The sequence below is a fragment of the Pseudomonas syringae pv. coryli str. NCPPB 4273 genome, assembly GCF_000972175.1.
Classification (GTDB): Bacteria; Pseudomonadota; Gammaproteobacteria; order Pseudomonadales; family Pseudomonadaceae; genus Aquipseudomonas; species Aquipseudomonas syringae.
Genome location: NZ_AWQP01000007.1, coordinates 42467 through 58865 on the forward strand (window position 1 = coordinate 42467; position 16399 = coordinate 58865).

The following is a 16399-nucleotide window of genomic DNA, read 5'->3' on the forward strand; positions in this document are numbered from 1 at the left end:
ATAAATTGACAGCAACGGCAATTTGCCACTAATGTGGCGCCCTGCAGACGTATAACCGTCAGCCAACGGATTGAATTACAAGGGAATGTTTAGTATGCACGGTGCGCTCCTTCGTACTGGCAAAAGCGATGAATTCATTGCTGTAGGCGAAACCGGGCAACCTGTCTACAAGGCTGCGTTGCAACTCATTGCCGCCCTCACCCGTAAATCGCCGTCTCTGGTGAATTTCCTCGCCGTGCCGAAAAGCAACGAGCAAGGCAGCGTCATCGACTGGTACAGCCCTGTTCAAGGTGATGTTGTGCCCTGGAGCTCGGCGACAGAAGCTGAGCGTGAAGTCGCAAGAGCCCAGCTGAATCATTTCAAGACTGCTATCGCTGAGATGAGCTCGACGCTGGTGCAGGCCGGCAACAAGGGTGGTCAAAGCGATCAGATTATTTTCGGCAAGCTGCTGGGGTTGGTCCCGCATGCGCCCGCGGATGATTACGTTTACCTGATTGAAGCCACACGCATCAACGCACAAGGCGAAGCCGAGCGTTACACCCAGCCGATTCTGACGTTTTGGGGCTTCGTGCAGAACGAGGGCGACAGGCATCGTGATCCGCTTTACTTCCTGACTCCCCGAGTAGCAGCCCCCGCACCCTCCTCCTTGCCAATAACGCCTGTGCCGGAAGCTCCGGCAGTGCTGCCGTTTGTTGCAGAGCCGGCTCGGCCCTGGTGGCGGCGTTTCTGGTGGCTTTTGCCGTTGCTGCTGATTCTGGCGCTGCTGCTGTTTGGTCTGCTGAGAGGCTGCTTGCCTGTCGTGGACGTGACGTTGCCAACCGTGCCAGTCACCACAGAGAGCATTCAGCTAAAAGACCCGGCAATAGAAAGCAGCGTGGTCAGCGCTACGCCAATGCCCTCTACCGCGAACGTGGCCACTGGCGAGCCTTCTTCTGAAACGCCCGTCCAATCGCCTGCGGTAGCGCCAGTGTCCGAGCCGAAGCCGGAAGTCAGCGAGCCTGTTCCTGCCGAGCAGCCAGAGAAGCAAGAGCCGCCACAGTCGCCAGTATCCAGCGCCGAATCTGCCCAGGTCAGCACTCCCGGTGCACCGTTGAGTATTCCACCTGACGCTGCCGAAGGTCCTGCAGAGTTTCTGAACGGGAATTACCGCGCCGGTGCCGGGATCATGGATGCCAAGACTTCCAGGCCGTTACGGCTTGAGTACGCGTTCGAGAAAGGCCAGGGCAAAGTCACTATCCGACGCCCGGATGGCGTGTCCTGCTCCGGCGCGATCAACGCGGCCATGAATGGCGGCAATCTGGCATTGAACAGTCAGGCCCAAGCCAGTTGCACTGACGGTAGCGGCTACGACATGCCTCAGGTGTCCTGCAAACCGGGTGCCCAGAGCGTCGCTGATTGTAACGGCAACTATGGCAACACCCAATTTCCCATGTCCATGCGGCGCGAATAAAGGCTGTACCCATGCTGCCAGAACTGACGCAATTTGAAGACACCGTTCACCTGATCAACGACAGCGGAATCCAGTTTCTGGACTTCGCCGTCAAGCTTGATCTGCGTAACGAGCCTGCCGGACGTTTTGCGAAAATGGGCAATACGCTCATCGCGCGTCTGCTGCAGAACCAGGAAACCAAGCAGTACTTCCATTTCGGGCCGGTGGGCACCGCCAACCAGTCCGGTGAGCGGCTGGCGCAATCGCAGGCTCAGGAACGCCTGGTCAGCGAAGTCGATGACGAAGACCTCACGCTGGGCATGCAGTCCAGTTTCAAATTGCTGGACGGCTTGTGGCTGCCAGCACCGGTGTTTCGTTTTTTGCCGCCAGAGCGTTACGACGAAGGTCCGACCAATTGGGCACGTGTTCGTCTGATCGAGCTTGAACAGCCTGATGTCGATGGCAACACCCACCGCCTGACACTGGCATTCGACACGCGCGCGATGGCGTCGGCGACGGGCATGCAATACCTGGCACCGACCCGAGACGACATCAATGCCGGCTCATCCTTCCGCCTGGCGTGCCACGCGCGCCAGAGCCGCTGGTTTCTGGACCAGAAATGGGTGCAGGACTGGCTGGCGGAAATCTACCGTGAAGGCAACCGGCATCGCCCCGGCGAAGATGTTGAAGAAGAGTTGGTCGAACAGCGCCATATCGGCCACTACCTCAACCTGCTGAGCCTCATGGCCAAGCCTATTCCAGAGCAGCGCAGCAGCGAACCGGCACGCGTTGTCGTTCCGGAAATAAAGCTGGCCGCCAATGGTGCAGACTCAATAGATCTGCCGATTCAGGTGGATCTGGTGCTGGACGTAGGCAACTCGCGTACCTGCGGCATCCTGATCGAGAACCACGGGCAGTCCGGCGACGGGATGAAGCACAACTACATCCTGCAGATTCGCGATCTGGTCAACCCTGAGCGGGTCTACAGCCAGCCGTTCGAAAGCCGCGTGGAGTTTGCCCAGGCGTCGTTCGGCAAGGAAAACTTCTCGGTCCAGAGTGGCCGGCATGATGCGTTTCAGTGGCCGACGATTGCTCGTGTCGGCGTAGAAGCCGGGCGGTTGTCTGGCCGTCGGCGTGGTACTGAGGGCTCTACCGGCCTGTCGAGCCCCAAACGCTATCTGTGGGACGAAAACGCCTACACCCACGGTTGGCGATTCAACAATTCCTACGTGCAGACCGACAGCGAGCCCAAGGCTACTGCCGCACCGTTCTCGCACAAGATCACCAAACTCGGCCAGGCGTTCTACAAACTCAAGAATGAGGACGACCGCCTGCCTGCGTTCTCCCCGCAATACTCGCGCAGCTCGCTGATGACCTTCATGCTCGCCGAGGTGCTGACGCAAGCGCTGTTGCAAATCAACAGCCCGGCGCAACGCACGCGCATGGGGCACACCCAGCGCCCTCGTCAGTTGTCCAGCATCATCCTGACAGTACCGCCGGGAATGCCGCAGGTAGAACGCAGCCTGCTAAACGACCGGCTGCTTCAGGCGCTGGCGCTGGTCTGGAAATGCATGGGTTGGCACGAAGGTGACCTCGACCCGAGTAAAGCCAAGGGGCTCAATTCGCCGGTGCCCGCACCTCGTGTGCCGCTGCCGCGTGTGAAAGTGGAATGGGATGAAGCGACGTGCGGCCAGCTCGTCTACCTGTACACCGAAATTCGTGAAAACTTTGCCGGCCACGCACAAGAGTTCTTCGACACGCTGGCACGACCGGACAAGACCAATCGCGAACACCTGACGCTGGCGAGTATCGATATTGGCGGCGGCACCACCGATCTGGTCATTACGGATTACTCCCTGGAACGCGGTGCAGAACAGGCGAGCGGCAGCAACGTCTCGATCATCCCAGAGCAGCGCTTCCGGGACAGCTTCAAGGTCGCCGGCGATGACATCTTGCTGGACATCATCCAGCGCTTCGTACTGCCTGCTCTGGAACAAGCGCTCAGGGATTTTGGTGTGGTTTCACCGCGCTCGCTCCTGTCGCGACTGTGCGGGGACGAAAGCACCAGCGCTCAGGAAGCCATCCTGCGCCAACAGCTCAACCTGCAAGTGTTCGTGCCGCTGGGCCTGCGCTTGCTCAAGGACTACGAAACGTACGACCCTGAATTGCCAAGCCCGGTTCACGACTACCTTTTTGCTGATTTGCTGGAAAAAGATGCGATCAGTGAACGTATTCGCGAATACGTGGCGGGTGGCGTACGACGCATTGATGGTGGCCGTGATGGCTTCGAGCTGGGTCAGGTCGTGCTGCGTATCGATCTGCCAGCCATTCATCAGGCTTTCCTCAAAGGCCAGATCAACCTGAGCAAGATCCTTGATGCATTGTGCGAAGTGGTCTTCCAGTACCCTTGCGACGCGCTGCTGCTGACCGGCCGTCCTTCGCGCCTGCCAGGCGTGCAGGCTTACATACGCCGCAAAGTGCCGCTGCCACCAGGGCGCATCGTGCCCATGAACGGTTATCGTACCGGCGGGTGGTACCCCTTCCACCGCAATGGCCAGATTGACGACCCCAAGAGCACGGCTGCGGTCGGCGCGATGCTGTGCCTGCTCAGCGAGCAGCGCAAAGTGTCGAACTTCTATTTCAGTGTGGGCCGGCTCAAGCCGTATTCGACCATGCGCCATATCGGCAAGCTGGACGAAAACAATCTGGTCATCGATCACGACATGCTTTATCGCGATGTGATCAAAAGCGACGCGCAAGGCAACGAATTCCTGCAATTGCACGAGCCGCAACTCGACGGGCCGCAGTTGCGGGTGCTGGGCAAAACCCGTCTGGGTTATCGACAGCTCAACGCCGAGCGCTGGGTGGCGGCGCCCTTGTATCTGATCGAACTCACCGAGCGCGGCACGCGAAAACTGGTGGGCAAACCGACCAAGGACGGCAAGGAAGCCTGCCTGCTGCTGCGTTTTCGAGTTGATGGCGCAGATGCCGACCGTGGCGATGCAGAGATCATCGCCGAAACTCTGGTGATCGACGACAACATCGAAAGTAACACAGGCGAGTCCTTTGATCGCAAGGACGTGAAACTACAGCTCTACACCATGTTGAGCGCCGAAGGTGGTGCCTCCAACTATTGGCTCGACAGCGGGAGCGTGAGTCCGAAATGACTACTCTGACCACCAGACAGATACAACTCGCCCATGCCTGGACATCCGTTCACACCGGTGCTGGCCTGGCCCTGGACTGGGTCGCCGATGTGGCCGAAAAGGTCGAAGAAGTGGCCACCAAGGCCGACGCCCTCAACCGTGACTTGCACCGCGCGCGCAGCCTGTCCCGCAGCCTGGGGCGGGTTTCGACGACGCCCATGGGTATCGGTTTCTTCGGCCTGTCACAAGCTGGCAAGAGCTACCTGATTTCCGCCTTGGCGGCGGACGAGAAAGGCCAATTGCTAACCCGGCTGGGTACTCAGCAACTGGACTTCATCAAGCACGTGAACCCGGTGGGCGGCGGCAAGGAGGCTACCGGTCTGGTCACGCGATTCACCCGCACTGCTGCGCCAAGCCTGGACCCTCACTTTCCGGTGGAGCTGCGTCTGTTTCGCGAGATCGAGATCGCGATCATCCTGGCCAACGCCTGGTTTGAAGACTTCGATCATCAACGCCTTGACAGTCAAGTCACCGATGCGCAGATAGAGGCTGTTCTGCAGCGCTTCGAAGCACAATTGGCAGCGGCTCCAACACCCGGAGTCAGCAGTGACGATGTGGTACTGCTCTGGGATTACCTGGAGCATCATTACGCTAACGCCATGCGCCCGCTGAACGCGCGCTATTGGCCTTGCGTGATAAAACTGGCTCCGCGATTGTCCGTACGCGAACGCGCCCAGTTGTTCGAGCCGCTGTGGGGCGGCATCGGCAAAATGACCGAAACCTATGAACAACTGGCCTCTGCCCTGCACCGCCTGGGTCTGGCGGAGACGGTCTTTACGCCTATCAGCGCACTGGTCACCGAGCGTGACGGGCAACTGGTGCAAAGCAACAGCATCATCAACGTCGACATTCTCAGCCGTCTTGGTGGTAGTGCGGATTCACCCATAGAGGTGCGTCCAGCCCATGATGGCACCTTGCGCCCCGCCGTATCGGTGAACAGGGCCGAGCTGGCGGCGCTTACCAACGAGCTTATTTTTCGTCTGGACAACGAGCCGGCCAACGCGATTGTCAACAGCGTCGATCTGCTCGACTTCCCGGGCTACCGCAGCCGCCAAAAGCTGATGAGCCTCAACGAGGCCAGCGAAGTCGACAGCAATGGCACCGCCAACAATCCGGTCGCCCGGCTGCTGCTGCGCGGCAAGGTCGCTTACTTGTTCGAACGCTACACCAACGAGCAGGAAATGAACGCGCTGGTGATGTGCACCAGCACCTTCAAGCAGAGCGAAGTGGTGAGCGTCGGTCCAGTGCTCAAGAGCTGGATCGACAAGACTCAGGGCACTAATCCCCAGCAGCGCGATGGCCGCGCCAGCGGGCTGATCTGGGCGTTGACCATGTGTGACGGCTTTATCGGCGGCGCGCTCAACGGCGAGACCGTGCAGTTTCCCGAAGGCTGCGACAACATGCTCAAACTGACCATGATCGAGCGATTCGGTAACGAAGACTGGATGAAGCAATGGGGCAGCACGCCCTTCAAGAACACCTATCTGGTGCGCAAGCCGCGCTTCAAGACCAGCTTCATCGAGTTGGCGGCGGACGGTGAAGAACGCGCTTACAGCGACTCATCGCACACTGCGCTACAGGCTCTGCAACACGCGTTCAGCAACAGTGAGCTGGTCAAACGCCATGTGGCGGAGCCGCAGGAAGCCTGGCAAGCGATGCTTACGCTGAACGACGGCGGCATGACCCGTTTCAGCTCGGCGTTCAGTCCGATCGCCAACATCGATTTCAAGTTACAGCGTATTGCCGAGCAACTGGACGAGTTGATGGTGCAATTACTACCGCGCCTGGAGGAGTACTACGAAGCCGGTGGCGAAGACGAACGGGCCAAGAAGAAGGTCATCGCCAACATGATTGCCCGTCCGTTCGCGACGACGCCGCACGGTAAGCATGTACTTGGCGAACTGCTCGGTTACATGGCGCTGCCAGAACAGCAGTTGCGCGACCTTTACCTGAACGGTGATTTCGGCAGCCCTGCCAGCGAAGCCACTGCAGCGGTGCAAGCTGTCGGCAAGCCTGAAGTGGAATACGACATATTCGGCGAGGCCATCGCATCGACTGCCACGGTTGAAACGCCCGCAGCAGCGGCGGTAGCGCCGCAATACCAGAGCCACGAACACCGCTTCGCCCGAGCCGCATTCGACCTGTGGGCAACGCACCTGCGGAACCTCAGCCGGCGCCAGCACCTGCTGGACCTTTTGGAGTTGCCCGCCGAGGCCATCGCCCTGCTGGTCAAGGAACTGGTGGTCTGCGCCGAGCGCCTGGACTTGCCGTTGCAGCTCAGCAACGCGCTGCTCAAACGTGCCCAGAGCGGTGTGCGCAGAGAAAACCTGGTGCAGCGCCAGGTGCTGACCGCGCAACTGCTGCTCAACGACTTCGCCGCCTGGTTCGGGCACACCGCCCAGCCGGCGGGTCAGCGGCCAACGGGCCTGCTGGGTGCCAAACAACCTTTGTTTGCCTTTTATCAAAAGGAAATGCCAGGTCGCTTCCCGCACCTCGCAGCGCAAGCCGACGACCAGAGCGTGATTTTCGCTGATGACTGGATTTCTGGCATTGCCATTCATACCCAGAAAAACGTCGGTCACCGCAAAGGCAAAGAAATCACTCCTGAGCAAAACGAGGCCATGGGCCGCGTTATCCAGGCGTTCAAAGCGAGATAATTCATGCCCATCACAATCAAACTCTCACCGCTGGCAAGTCCGGTTCCCGGCTTTGGCTTTCTCCAGGTACGTGGCTGGGAGCATGATGCAGGCAATCTGGAATTTGCTATCCAGCGCAACCAGGACGACTACTACCTGCAGCACAGCCAGCAATGGGCCAATGCGCCCTGCTGGTTCGCCCAGCATTTTGTGGAAGACGCCCAAGGCGATTCGATCAGTCATGAGGTAGGTCCGGATATTGTCGACCCACTTCTGCAGAATTCGGCAACCGGGGTATTCAATTTTCGTTTGCGCAAACCGGATGGCAGCGGCGAAGACGATAATCCGATGAAGCTGATGGAGGGCCTGGCCCTGTCCGGCGCGGGTAGTGCTACCGGACCCGGCGCCGCGCAAACCACCGTCAGCCTCGCCGCGGCGTCACAAACAGTGCTTCCGGTAGTGGACCCTGCTACGTCGCCATTGCCTGAACCAGCCGAGCCGGCATTGCCGGACCCGATTGTCGAGCCAGTCACTCCGACACCGGCGCCCGAGAACCAAAACCGCAAGGTATTGTTGCTGATTATCGGTCTGGCATTGCTCGCGATCATCGCGGCGGGCCTGTGGTTCTGGCTCAAAAAAGCACCCGCCCCCGAGCCCGCGCCCGCCGTTGCGACGACAACTCCTGCGGCTGTGGCTCCCGCTGCCGCTGCGCCCTGCAGCGTAGAAGCGTTAAACAGCGAAAACGAGTTGAGTTTTGTTCAAGGCTGCATCAAGCAGGCGCCTGACAGCGCAACCCTGTTGAACGTCATCGGTCTGGCCAAAAACAACAAGCAGTGCGGGGTCGCCCAGCGCCTTTACGCGAATCGCGCCCAGGCCGGCAACGTCGAAGTGGCCCAGGCCTATGCGCGGGAGTACGACCCTAAATACCTGCAACCCAGCGCTTGTTTCACCACCCCTGACAACGCCACTGCCGCTTACTGGTACGAAACCATCCTGGGCTATCAGGCAGATAACGCAGAAGCTGCTCAGCGCCTGAAGGAGCTCAAGCCGTGACAGTGCGCAATTTTTCACTGACCCTCATAGCCTGCGCATGTCTGGGATCCGGCTGGGCCTCGGCGGCCGACAAACCGTTGTTGCAGGAAGGCAAAAAGACCCTGTTCCAGCGCGTGCTGACGACTCCGGGTTGCCACCTGAGTGCAGCCGCTGGCGGCCCTGCCGGTGCTGAGCAGCCTCCTTTCAGTCGTTTCTATGTCTACGAGCATGCCAATCCAGGCAATGCCGACTGGATCAAGGTCGGCCCGGACAGCTTCGGCAAAATTTCCGGCTGGCTGCCGACAGCATGCACCGTGGATTGGAAAATGCAGCTCACACTCGCATTCACCAACCCGGCCAACCGCGACCGGCTGATGTTTTTCAAAGAACGCAAAACGCTTGAAAGCATTCTAGATGCACCGGATCCGGTAAGCCTTGTCGCACCATTACGCGCCAAGCTCAAACAAAGCGCGCTGGCGCCCGGTGTGCTGGCCCAGGAACCGGAATACTTCATCGACATGCAGAAACAGTTTTATTTGCTGCCGGTTCTCAGCGGTGAAGAAGTCATGACCGAAGCGGGTTTTCGCACTCGCATCCTCAATGTGGCGTCGGTGAGCAAGGCCGATGCAGTTACAGCAGCAGCTGCTCAACAGGCCCAGTCCGGAGCGAGTCCGGGCCAGGCGCAGGCAGCGGCAAACGCCACCAGCCAGCTCAAAGAGTTCAGCGCCGCGGTAGTGTTCGTGATTGACTCGACCATTTCCATGGACCCCTACATCGAGCGGACCCGAGAAGCGATCAGCAAGGTATACGCGCAGATTGCCAAAGAGAACCTCGGGCGGCAGGTTAAGTTCGGTCTGGTGGCATTTCGTTCCAGTACCCAGGCTGTGCCAGGGCTGGAATACGTGACCAAGATGTATGCCGACCCCAATACCGTAAAAGACGGTGCAGATTTCCTTGCCAAAGCCGCGGACCTGAAACAGGCCAAAGTGTCGAGCAAGAGCTTCAATGAAGACTCCTACGCCGGTGTCATGCAAGCCATCGACAAGGTCGACTGGAGCCCGTTCGGTGCGCGCTATGTAGTATTGATCACCGATGCGGGCGCGCTGGATGGCGATGACAAGCTATCCGGGACCGGGCTGAACGCCGAGCAGGTACGGATCGAAGCCAGCAACCCGGGCGTCGCCATTTACACCCTGCACCTGAAAACGGCGGCAGGTGCCAAGGACCACGCCAAGGCAGAAGCGCAGTATCAGGCGTTGTCCACTTACACAGGCACCAACACCTCGCTTTATTACCCGGTTGATGCAGGTGATCTGGATGCCTTTGGCAGCAAGGTCGACGCGCTGGCCAGCGCTATCACCGGTCAGGTCAAAGCCGCCTACATGGGCGACGACGCTATTGGTAGTGCGATGAACTCCAAGGCTGCGCCTGCCGAGCAGAAAATGCTCGATGATGCTGCTCTTATAGGTCATGCCATGCGCCTGGCTTATCTCGGAGAAAAAACCGGCGCCCAGGCACCGCCAGTCTTCCAGGCATGGATTGCCGACCGCGACCCTATCAAGCAGAACGTCCCGACTACCGATGTTCGGGTCCTGCTGACCAAGTCACAGCTCAGCGACCTCAGTGATGTGCTCAAGAAAATTCTTGATGCCGCCAATGAAGGCCTTATTTCGCCAAGCGAAATGTTCGAACGGTTACGCTCGGTTGCCGCCACCATGGGGACCGATCCCAATCAGCTCAAGCAGGACGGAACTGCCAAGCTCTCGGAACTGGGTGTGTTAGGGGAATATCTGGACGATCTGCCTTACCACAGTGAAGTCCTCAACCTCGATGAAGAAACCTGGAAAAGCTGGGATGGTCTCGCTCAGGAGAAATTCATCCGCACCCTGTCGACCAAGCTGCGCCATTACCAGGTATACAACGCAGATGTGGACCGCTGGGTGCCGTTGGCCGAGGGCAGTGATGCCCGTGACAACGTCTATCCGGTACCACTGGAAATGATGCCCTGACATGCTCCGGATCAAAGGACTGAATGTGCAGCGAGGGAGCGGCGTACAGGCACATCGGGTACAACTGCCCGAGCTGAGTCTGGCTCGTGGGCAGGTCGTGGCAATTACCGGCGAAAGTGGTTGCGGCAAGAGCACCCTGCTCGAGGCTCTTGGCTTGCTGCTGGCGCCTGAAAGCGTCGCGCACTATTGCCTTGATGGTATGGACATCGCGGCTTTGCTTAAGGCTGATGATCAACCTGCACTGGCTGATGTAAGAGCGCGATCATTAGGCTTTGTTCTGCAAAGCGGCGGACTGCTGCCGTTTCTCAACGCCCGGGACAACATCAATCTGCCCCGTCGGCTACTGGGGCTGGCCAGCAAAAGTGATCACGTTGAACGAGCCATTGCTGCGCTGCACCTGGAGACGTTGCTGGACCAATTTCCCCAGGCTCTGTCTATCGGCGAACGTCAACGCGTGGCCTGCGTGCGCGCAATTGCCCATCAGCCGCGCCTGATACTCGCCGACGAACCTACAGCTGCCCTGGATCCACATAACGCCCGTCAGCTGTTCGAGTTGTTATTGGGCCTGGTTGCTGAGCGGGGTTTGAGTGCTCTTATTGTTTCGCACGATTGGCAACTGGTGAACAGTTTTGGCATCACCCGTTTGAATGCCGTCAGCCTGCCTGGAGTGACGCGTTTTGAAACGTCCCTTTGAGCGCCTCGGCCTTCTGGCAACCCTGGCCATTGCAGACTTGTGGCATGACCGCAAAGTGTCGCTGTGCATTGCGGCTTCGCTGGTGGCCGTCATCGCCCCGCTGTTACTGCTGTTCGGGCTCAAACACGGCGTGGTCGGCCAGTTGCAGGCAGAACTGTTGCGCGACCCGCGCAACCTGGAAATCAAGTTGCTCAGCAGTGGCAACTACGACGAACAGTGGCTCAGTAGTCTTCAGCAGCGACCCGAAACCGGCTTTGCCCTTGGGATGACTCGCTCGCTGAACACCCAGGCCGACCTCATCGGCAGCGGTGGTCGCTTTGTCGACAATGCGGAAATCCTGCCAACAGGGCTCGGCGATCCGTTGCTGGGTAAGCATGCCAGTGCGCTTCTGCCCGGCCAGGTCATTCTCAGCGAAGCAGCTGCCAGACGTCTGACATTGGCCGTTGGCGACACTTTGCGCCTGGTCGTTCAGCGGCGTCTCGACGGGGTATCCGAGCGTGGCGAGGCTACCCTGACCCTGATCGATATTCTGCCGGCAGCCAGCTTTTCGAGACCTGCCGCATTTGCTCATCCCGATCTCTTGCTGCAACTGGAGCGTTTTCGAGACGGCTTTGCAATTTCTGCATTGGGCGCCACCAGCGGCCAGGCAGACGAGCATCTGACGCCCCGCTACGCCCGCGCCCGTCTGTACGCGCGTGATATCGACAGCGTCGCGCCGCTGGAGCGCTGGTTGAATGCTCAACATATCGAAACAGGAAGCCGGTTGGCCGATATCGACAATGTAAAAGCCATCAATCATGTGCTCGGCGTGATCTTCGGGGTTATCGCCGGGGCCGCTTTGTTGGGCTGTATCGCCTCGCTTATAGGTGCCTTCCTCGCCAACATTGATCGCAAACGCCGCAGCCTCGCATTGCTGCGGCTGATGGGGTTCACAGCCCCCGCAGTGGCGGGTTATCTGGTTCTGCAGGCATTGCTGCTGGCCGTGGTTGGCTATCTGGGAGGACTGGGTTTCTACTTTGCGGGCAGTGAGGCGTTCAATCACCTGCTGGGCGGCCAGCGCATCACCGGCGGTTTCGTTTGTCAGATCACCCCCTTTCACGGCCTTGCCGCACTGGCGCTTGCGTTAGTGGTTTCAGCGCTGGTCGCTCTGGCAGGTGCCACCCGAGCCATCCGAATTCAACCTGCGGAGAGTCTGCGTGAACTCTAAATACTGGGGCCAGGTGCTCTTTCTACCCTTCACCCTGATCTGTTTTCAAACGTTTGCTGCAACGTGGGACGAGAAACTCTACAACCCGATGCCTGACGCTGAAGACGTAGTGCTGCCTATGCCGTGTGACGGCGCCATGGTCTTTCGCAAGGTATTTATCCCGCTGGCCGGTCCGCTTGATGATTATCCAATCAATATCGGTGGCGATAACGCGGAATATGGCTACGTAGAACAGACTCGTCCGGCCTTTATTGCAGGCAGCTTCACTCACGAAAAAGACGCTAAATCACGTTACTACCTGTTGGCGAAGTACGAGATGACTGCGCTGCAATACACCGCACTGACACAGGCAGAATGTCCGACACCGTCGAACAAGCAGCGCTTGCCCATAGTCTCGTTGAGCTGGATACAGGCTATGGACGCCGCTGATAAATACAATGTCTGGCTACGCGAAAATGCTGCAGACAAACTGCCGAAAGAAGATGGTGTAGCTGGGTTTCTACGCTTGCCGACTGAGGTCGAGTGGGAGTTTGCGGCGCGCGGAGGCTTGAGCGTCAGTACTGCGGAGTTTCGTGACCTGCGGTACCCGATGCCGGAAGGCTTAAACGCCTACGAATGGTTCGCCGGGACGCAATCTTCCAATGGCCAGTTGCAACTGGCCGGTTTGCTCAAGCCGAACCCGCTTGGCCTGCATGACATGCTTGGCAATGTCGACGAGATGATGTTTGAACCGTTCCGACTGAACAAGCTTGACCGCCAACATGGCCAGGCTGGCGGCTATGTGGTGCGCGGCGGTGATTACCGCACAGCGCAGGGCGAGCTGCGCAGTTCGCTGCGCAAAGAGCGCAACTACTATGATGCGAAAGCCGCAGCCACCAGCAAAACCACTGGCGTACGCTTGGCATTGGCGTCCAGCACGTTGACCTCCCGCGAGCGTGTCAGCAGCATCGAGAGCAGTTGGAAAAAGCTTGGCACCGGCAGTGGAGAGGCTGGCCAAACTGAGGACAAGAATGCCGTGCAGACGCTTGGGACGTTGGCCTCGGGCGTATCCGACGAAGCATTGAAAGAAAAGCTCAAAGCGTTGGAAAACCAGTTGCGCGCGAGTAACCAGCAACAGGAGGAAACTCGCGATCAGGCGATTCGCGCCAGCCTGAATCTTGGTGCCTTTCTGTGCACGAAAATGCTCGACGATGGCAAATACCTCGACTTTCTGCAGAAAAACTACGCGCTCAACTGCTCTGCCGCCGAGCAGGATGCCAGTTGCCCGATGCGTAAAGGCAAGCTCGACGAGCAAAAAGACCGCCTGCACAAGCTCAGCCGTTACTACGCAAGCAGTTTGGTAGATTCCGCCACCCTCTACGGAGAGCCTCTACTGGCGAGGCAAATACCGGTCATGGGCGAAATCATCAGTCGCAACGAGCAGCTCAAAGAGCTCAAGCCCTACTTGCAGACCCATTGGGTCAATCAGCAGGCTTTTCTGAAAACCCAGAAAATAGACACCGATGCATGGCTGAACCGCTGTAAGGCAGTGCAGTAATTCGTCGTCAGGATTAATCAAGGAGCAACAGTATGGAACATGTACGTCGTCATCTGCCGAGGGCCATGTTGGGCCTGATCATCTCCGTCAGTCTGGTGCTGGCCGGTTGCGCCAACAATGGCACCGGCAGCAGCCTGCTTGGCTCAGGCACCGCCCCCGATCCACGTCTGACCAAAAGTACCGATTCGTCATTTTTCTCTACTTCAGGCCTTACCGCCTGCGCCGCTGCTGCAGGCGTAGGCATTCTGGCCTGTGCCGTTGCGAGTCCCAGCGACAAGGTAAAATGCATGGTTGTGGCGGGTATTGCTGCTTGCGGCGTTGCCATGGGAGCGAACTATTACTATGACTACCGCCGCAGCAAGTATTCCGACACCACCCAACGCCTACAGTTGATGAGTGACGATGTAAAAGCCGACACCGAAAAAGTTGCCCAGCGTACGTACACGCTGCAGCAGGTTATCAACGACGACAAAGAGCGCATCGCAGGTATTCAGAAATCGATCAAAACCAAGACTCTGGACAAAGCCAAGGCTCAGCAAGAGATCGCCAGTGTCGACAGCAACCTGGCTCAGATGAATAAAGACCTGACCGGCATGCGTTCCAAAGTAGCTGAATACAAGAAGACCGCTGACCTTGAGCGCGCCAATAGTGGCGGCACACAGGTCACTGCAATCGACGGTGAGATCAGCAAAATGAACAGCAAGGTCGCGTCTTTGCAAAAAGAAGTGGACGGCCTTTACAGCCAGCGCCAAGCCATCACATTGGGTTGAACTGAACATGAATATTAGAGCACTGATTGCCAGCTCAGCCCTATTGCTTATGGCCGGTTGCGCCACTCAACCCGGCAGCTGTGATTCAAACAACGCCGAGGCTAGCCTGATCACCAAGATGAACTGCGACCATTCCGGTGGTTACAGCGATCAGGTCCGCAAACGCGAGCAGGCGCTGACCGATGCACGCGCTGAAAACGCCTCCTTTCGCGACGTGTACAACGCCCTTCAAGAGCAGCGACAGTCGACCAGCAAGAGCCTTGCCGAGCAACAAAGGCAGCAGGCGACGCTGGACAGTTCAATGAGCAAACTCTTGAGCCAGCTCAAGGCCCGGCATGCCGACAAGGCGCAGGTGCAACAACAAATCGTAGATCTTGAAAAACAGATGGCCGACAAGAAAGAGGCTGTCGCCAGTACCGACCCAGCAGTGGTCGAGGCACGCCAGCAGGAACTCAAAGCTCTGCAGCAGAAGGTTTCCAGGCTGCAGCTAAGTCTGGGTTACGAATAAAGCGTAAACATCTTCAGAGGCCCCATTGGGCCTTATCTGATCCGGGACCGGTCCCATGCAACGCATCACAATCGACGCCACGTCCCATCCTGCCGAGCTGCTGAACACACTGGAGAGCAAGGTTGCGTTGCTGCGTCGCCACTTTCCGCCCAGCGTGTCCAGCCTGTTTGCCATTCCGCGTGCGGGTACCGACGGCACGCTGCAATGGTGGTCTGAACTAGGCGGTCAGCCCCTGCCGTATCACAGCCTCGACGCTGGCGCGCAACAGGCGTTGCTCGCACGCTACCTGCAGCGCCAGCAAGCCATTGTGCAGTTGGCGGATGAGCTGCAGGCGCGCGATAGAGCTGATGAGGCCAATAGTCTTCGTACGCTTGTCGGCGCTCCTGCGCTGAACAACCTTTATAGTCTCAATGACGAGCCTGTAGTCATCCGCTGGGGTATGGCGCAGCCAGTGGCCCCTGCAATCCCGTCGACATTACCAGTGTCATCACTCGCCAGCCCGGCATCAAGGCGATGGTGGCTGCGTATTCCGGTTTTACTGCTATTGCTGCCGTTACTGTTGATACTACTGTGGCTGCTATGGGCATGGCGCGGGAGCGTGTGGAACGTGTTCAACACGGCCCCTATGGGTAATTACTCATGCACACAGGGTGTGCCCGCCCCTGACTTTGCCGTGGTGCTGGATACTTCCGGCTCGATGAATCTGAACATCGATACGTCTTCTGAAGACGAGGCCTGGATGTATCAGGTCGGTGGCGCGCTTCCCGCCGACAACCCGAGAAAAGCTCGCGTGCTGGCTGAGCCGACTCGCCTGACTGTCGCCAAGCAAGCCTTTGGCGCGATGCTCGGGCACCTGCACCCAGACATTGATACACGCTTGATCACTTTTCAAGGCTGTGAGGGCACGGTCGATCAAGGCGTTTTCCAGCGTGATGCGCGTCAGCAACTGCTGGCCGGGGTTGGAAAACTCAGCGCGGACGGGGGTACGCCATTAGTCGCCAGCCTTATCAAGGCGGCAAGTCTGGTGGACGGGCGTTTTAAAGATGCCTTGGTGGTCATGTTTGTCGATGGCGAGGACGGTTGTGGGCAAAACGCTTGCGAGGTGTCCGCCCGTATCGCCCGTCAGCAGCCAAGATTGCGGATCAATGTTGTCAATATCAGCGATAGCAAGCTTTCAAACTGTATCGCTGAAAATACCGGTGGCCGTGTATATGCCGCGCGCGAAGCGGGAGAGGTACGAAGGATGCTGAGCGAAGCCATGGAAGAAGTCGCAGCGGCTCCCGCGTGTACAGAGAAAAAGATCCCCGGCGAGTGATATGGCCATGCACCCGAGGCGCGCAAGGTACGCGCGCTCGATCGGGACTCGTGCGC

General features: G+C 58.5%; 11 protein-coding genes. All 11 read left to right on the forward strand.

The features are described from left to right. Positions 1-94 precede the first annotated feature (94 nt). The 11 genes from P406_RS05230 to P406_RS05280 all read left to right on the forward strand — a co-directional run bounded on the left by P406_RS05230 (position 95) and on the right by P406_RS05280 (position 16343). Entirely contained in the window at positions 95-1450 is a 1356-nt protein-coding gene (locus P406_RS05230; RefSeq protein ID WP_046235546.1) for an SrfA family protein, read from the forward strand. A gap of 11 nt (positions 1451-1461) precedes the next feature. Next, positions 1462-4596: a virulence factor SrfB gene (locus P406_RS05235; protein WP_046235547.1), complete on the forward strand. Its 3135-nt coding sequence runs from the start codon at positions 1462-1464 to the stop codon at positions 4594-4596. Beyond that, positions 4593-7292 carry a putative virulence factor gene (locus tag P406_RS05240; protein ID WP_046235548.1) on the forward strand — a complete coding sequence of 900 codons (2700 nt, stop codon included), beginning with the start codon at positions 4593-4595 and terminating at the stop codon, positions 7290-7292. The genes P406_RS05235 and P406_RS05240 overlap by 4 nt, the downstream gene beginning before the upstream one ends. A 3-nt stretch (positions 7293-7295) precedes the next feature. Then, a complete protein-coding gene (locus P406_RS05245; protein WP_046235549.1) occupies positions 7296-8324 on the forward strand; it encodes a hypothetical protein in 1029 nt (342 codons plus the stop codon). Continuing rightward, positions 8321-10312 carry a vWA domain-containing protein gene (locus P406_RS05250; RefSeq protein WP_004417697.1) on the forward strand — a complete coding sequence of 664 codons (1992 nt, stop codon included), beginning with the start codon at positions 8321-8323 and terminating at the stop codon, positions 10310-10312. Before P406_RS05245 ends, P406_RS05250 begins: the two co-directional genes overlap by 4 nt. A gap of 1 nt (position 10313) precedes the next feature. Continuing rightward, positions 10314-11006, forward strand: a complete 693-nt coding sequence (locus P406_RS05255; RefSeq protein WP_046235550.1) for an ABC transporter ATP-binding protein — start codon at positions 10314-10316, stop codon at positions 11004-11006. Continuing rightward, complete coding sequence (locus tag P406_RS05260) at positions 10990-12213, forward strand: FtsX-like permease family protein (RefSeq protein ID WP_046235551.1); 1224 nt, start codon at positions 10990-10992, stop codon at positions 12211-12213. Before P406_RS05255 ends, P406_RS05260 begins: the two co-directional genes overlap by 17 nt. Before the next feature lie 88 nt (positions 12214-12301). After that, positions 12302-13750, forward strand: a complete 1449-nt coding sequence (locus P406_RS05265; RefSeq protein ID WP_370737589.1) for an SUMF1/EgtB/PvdO family nonheme iron enzyme — start codon at positions 12302-12304, stop codon at positions 13748-13750. Positions 13751-13782: 32 nt separating this feature from the next. Next, positions 13783-14520: a lipoprotein gene (locus tag P406_RS05270; RefSeq protein WP_011267834.1), complete on the forward strand. Its 738-nt coding sequence runs from the start codon at positions 13783-13785 to the stop codon at positions 14518-14520. A 7-nt stretch (positions 14521-14527) separates the two neighbouring features. After that, positions 14528-15028, forward strand: a complete 501-nt coding sequence (locus P406_RS05275) for a hypothetical protein (RefSeq protein ID WP_046235553.1) — start codon at positions 14528-14530, stop codon at positions 15026-15028. A gap of 55 nt (positions 15029-15083) precedes the next feature. Beyond that, a complete protein-coding gene (locus P406_RS05280) occupies positions 15084-16343 on the forward strand; it encodes a VWA domain-containing protein (RefSeq protein ID WP_046235554.1) in 1260 nt (419 codons plus the stop codon). Positions 16344-16399: the final 56 nt, after the last annotated feature.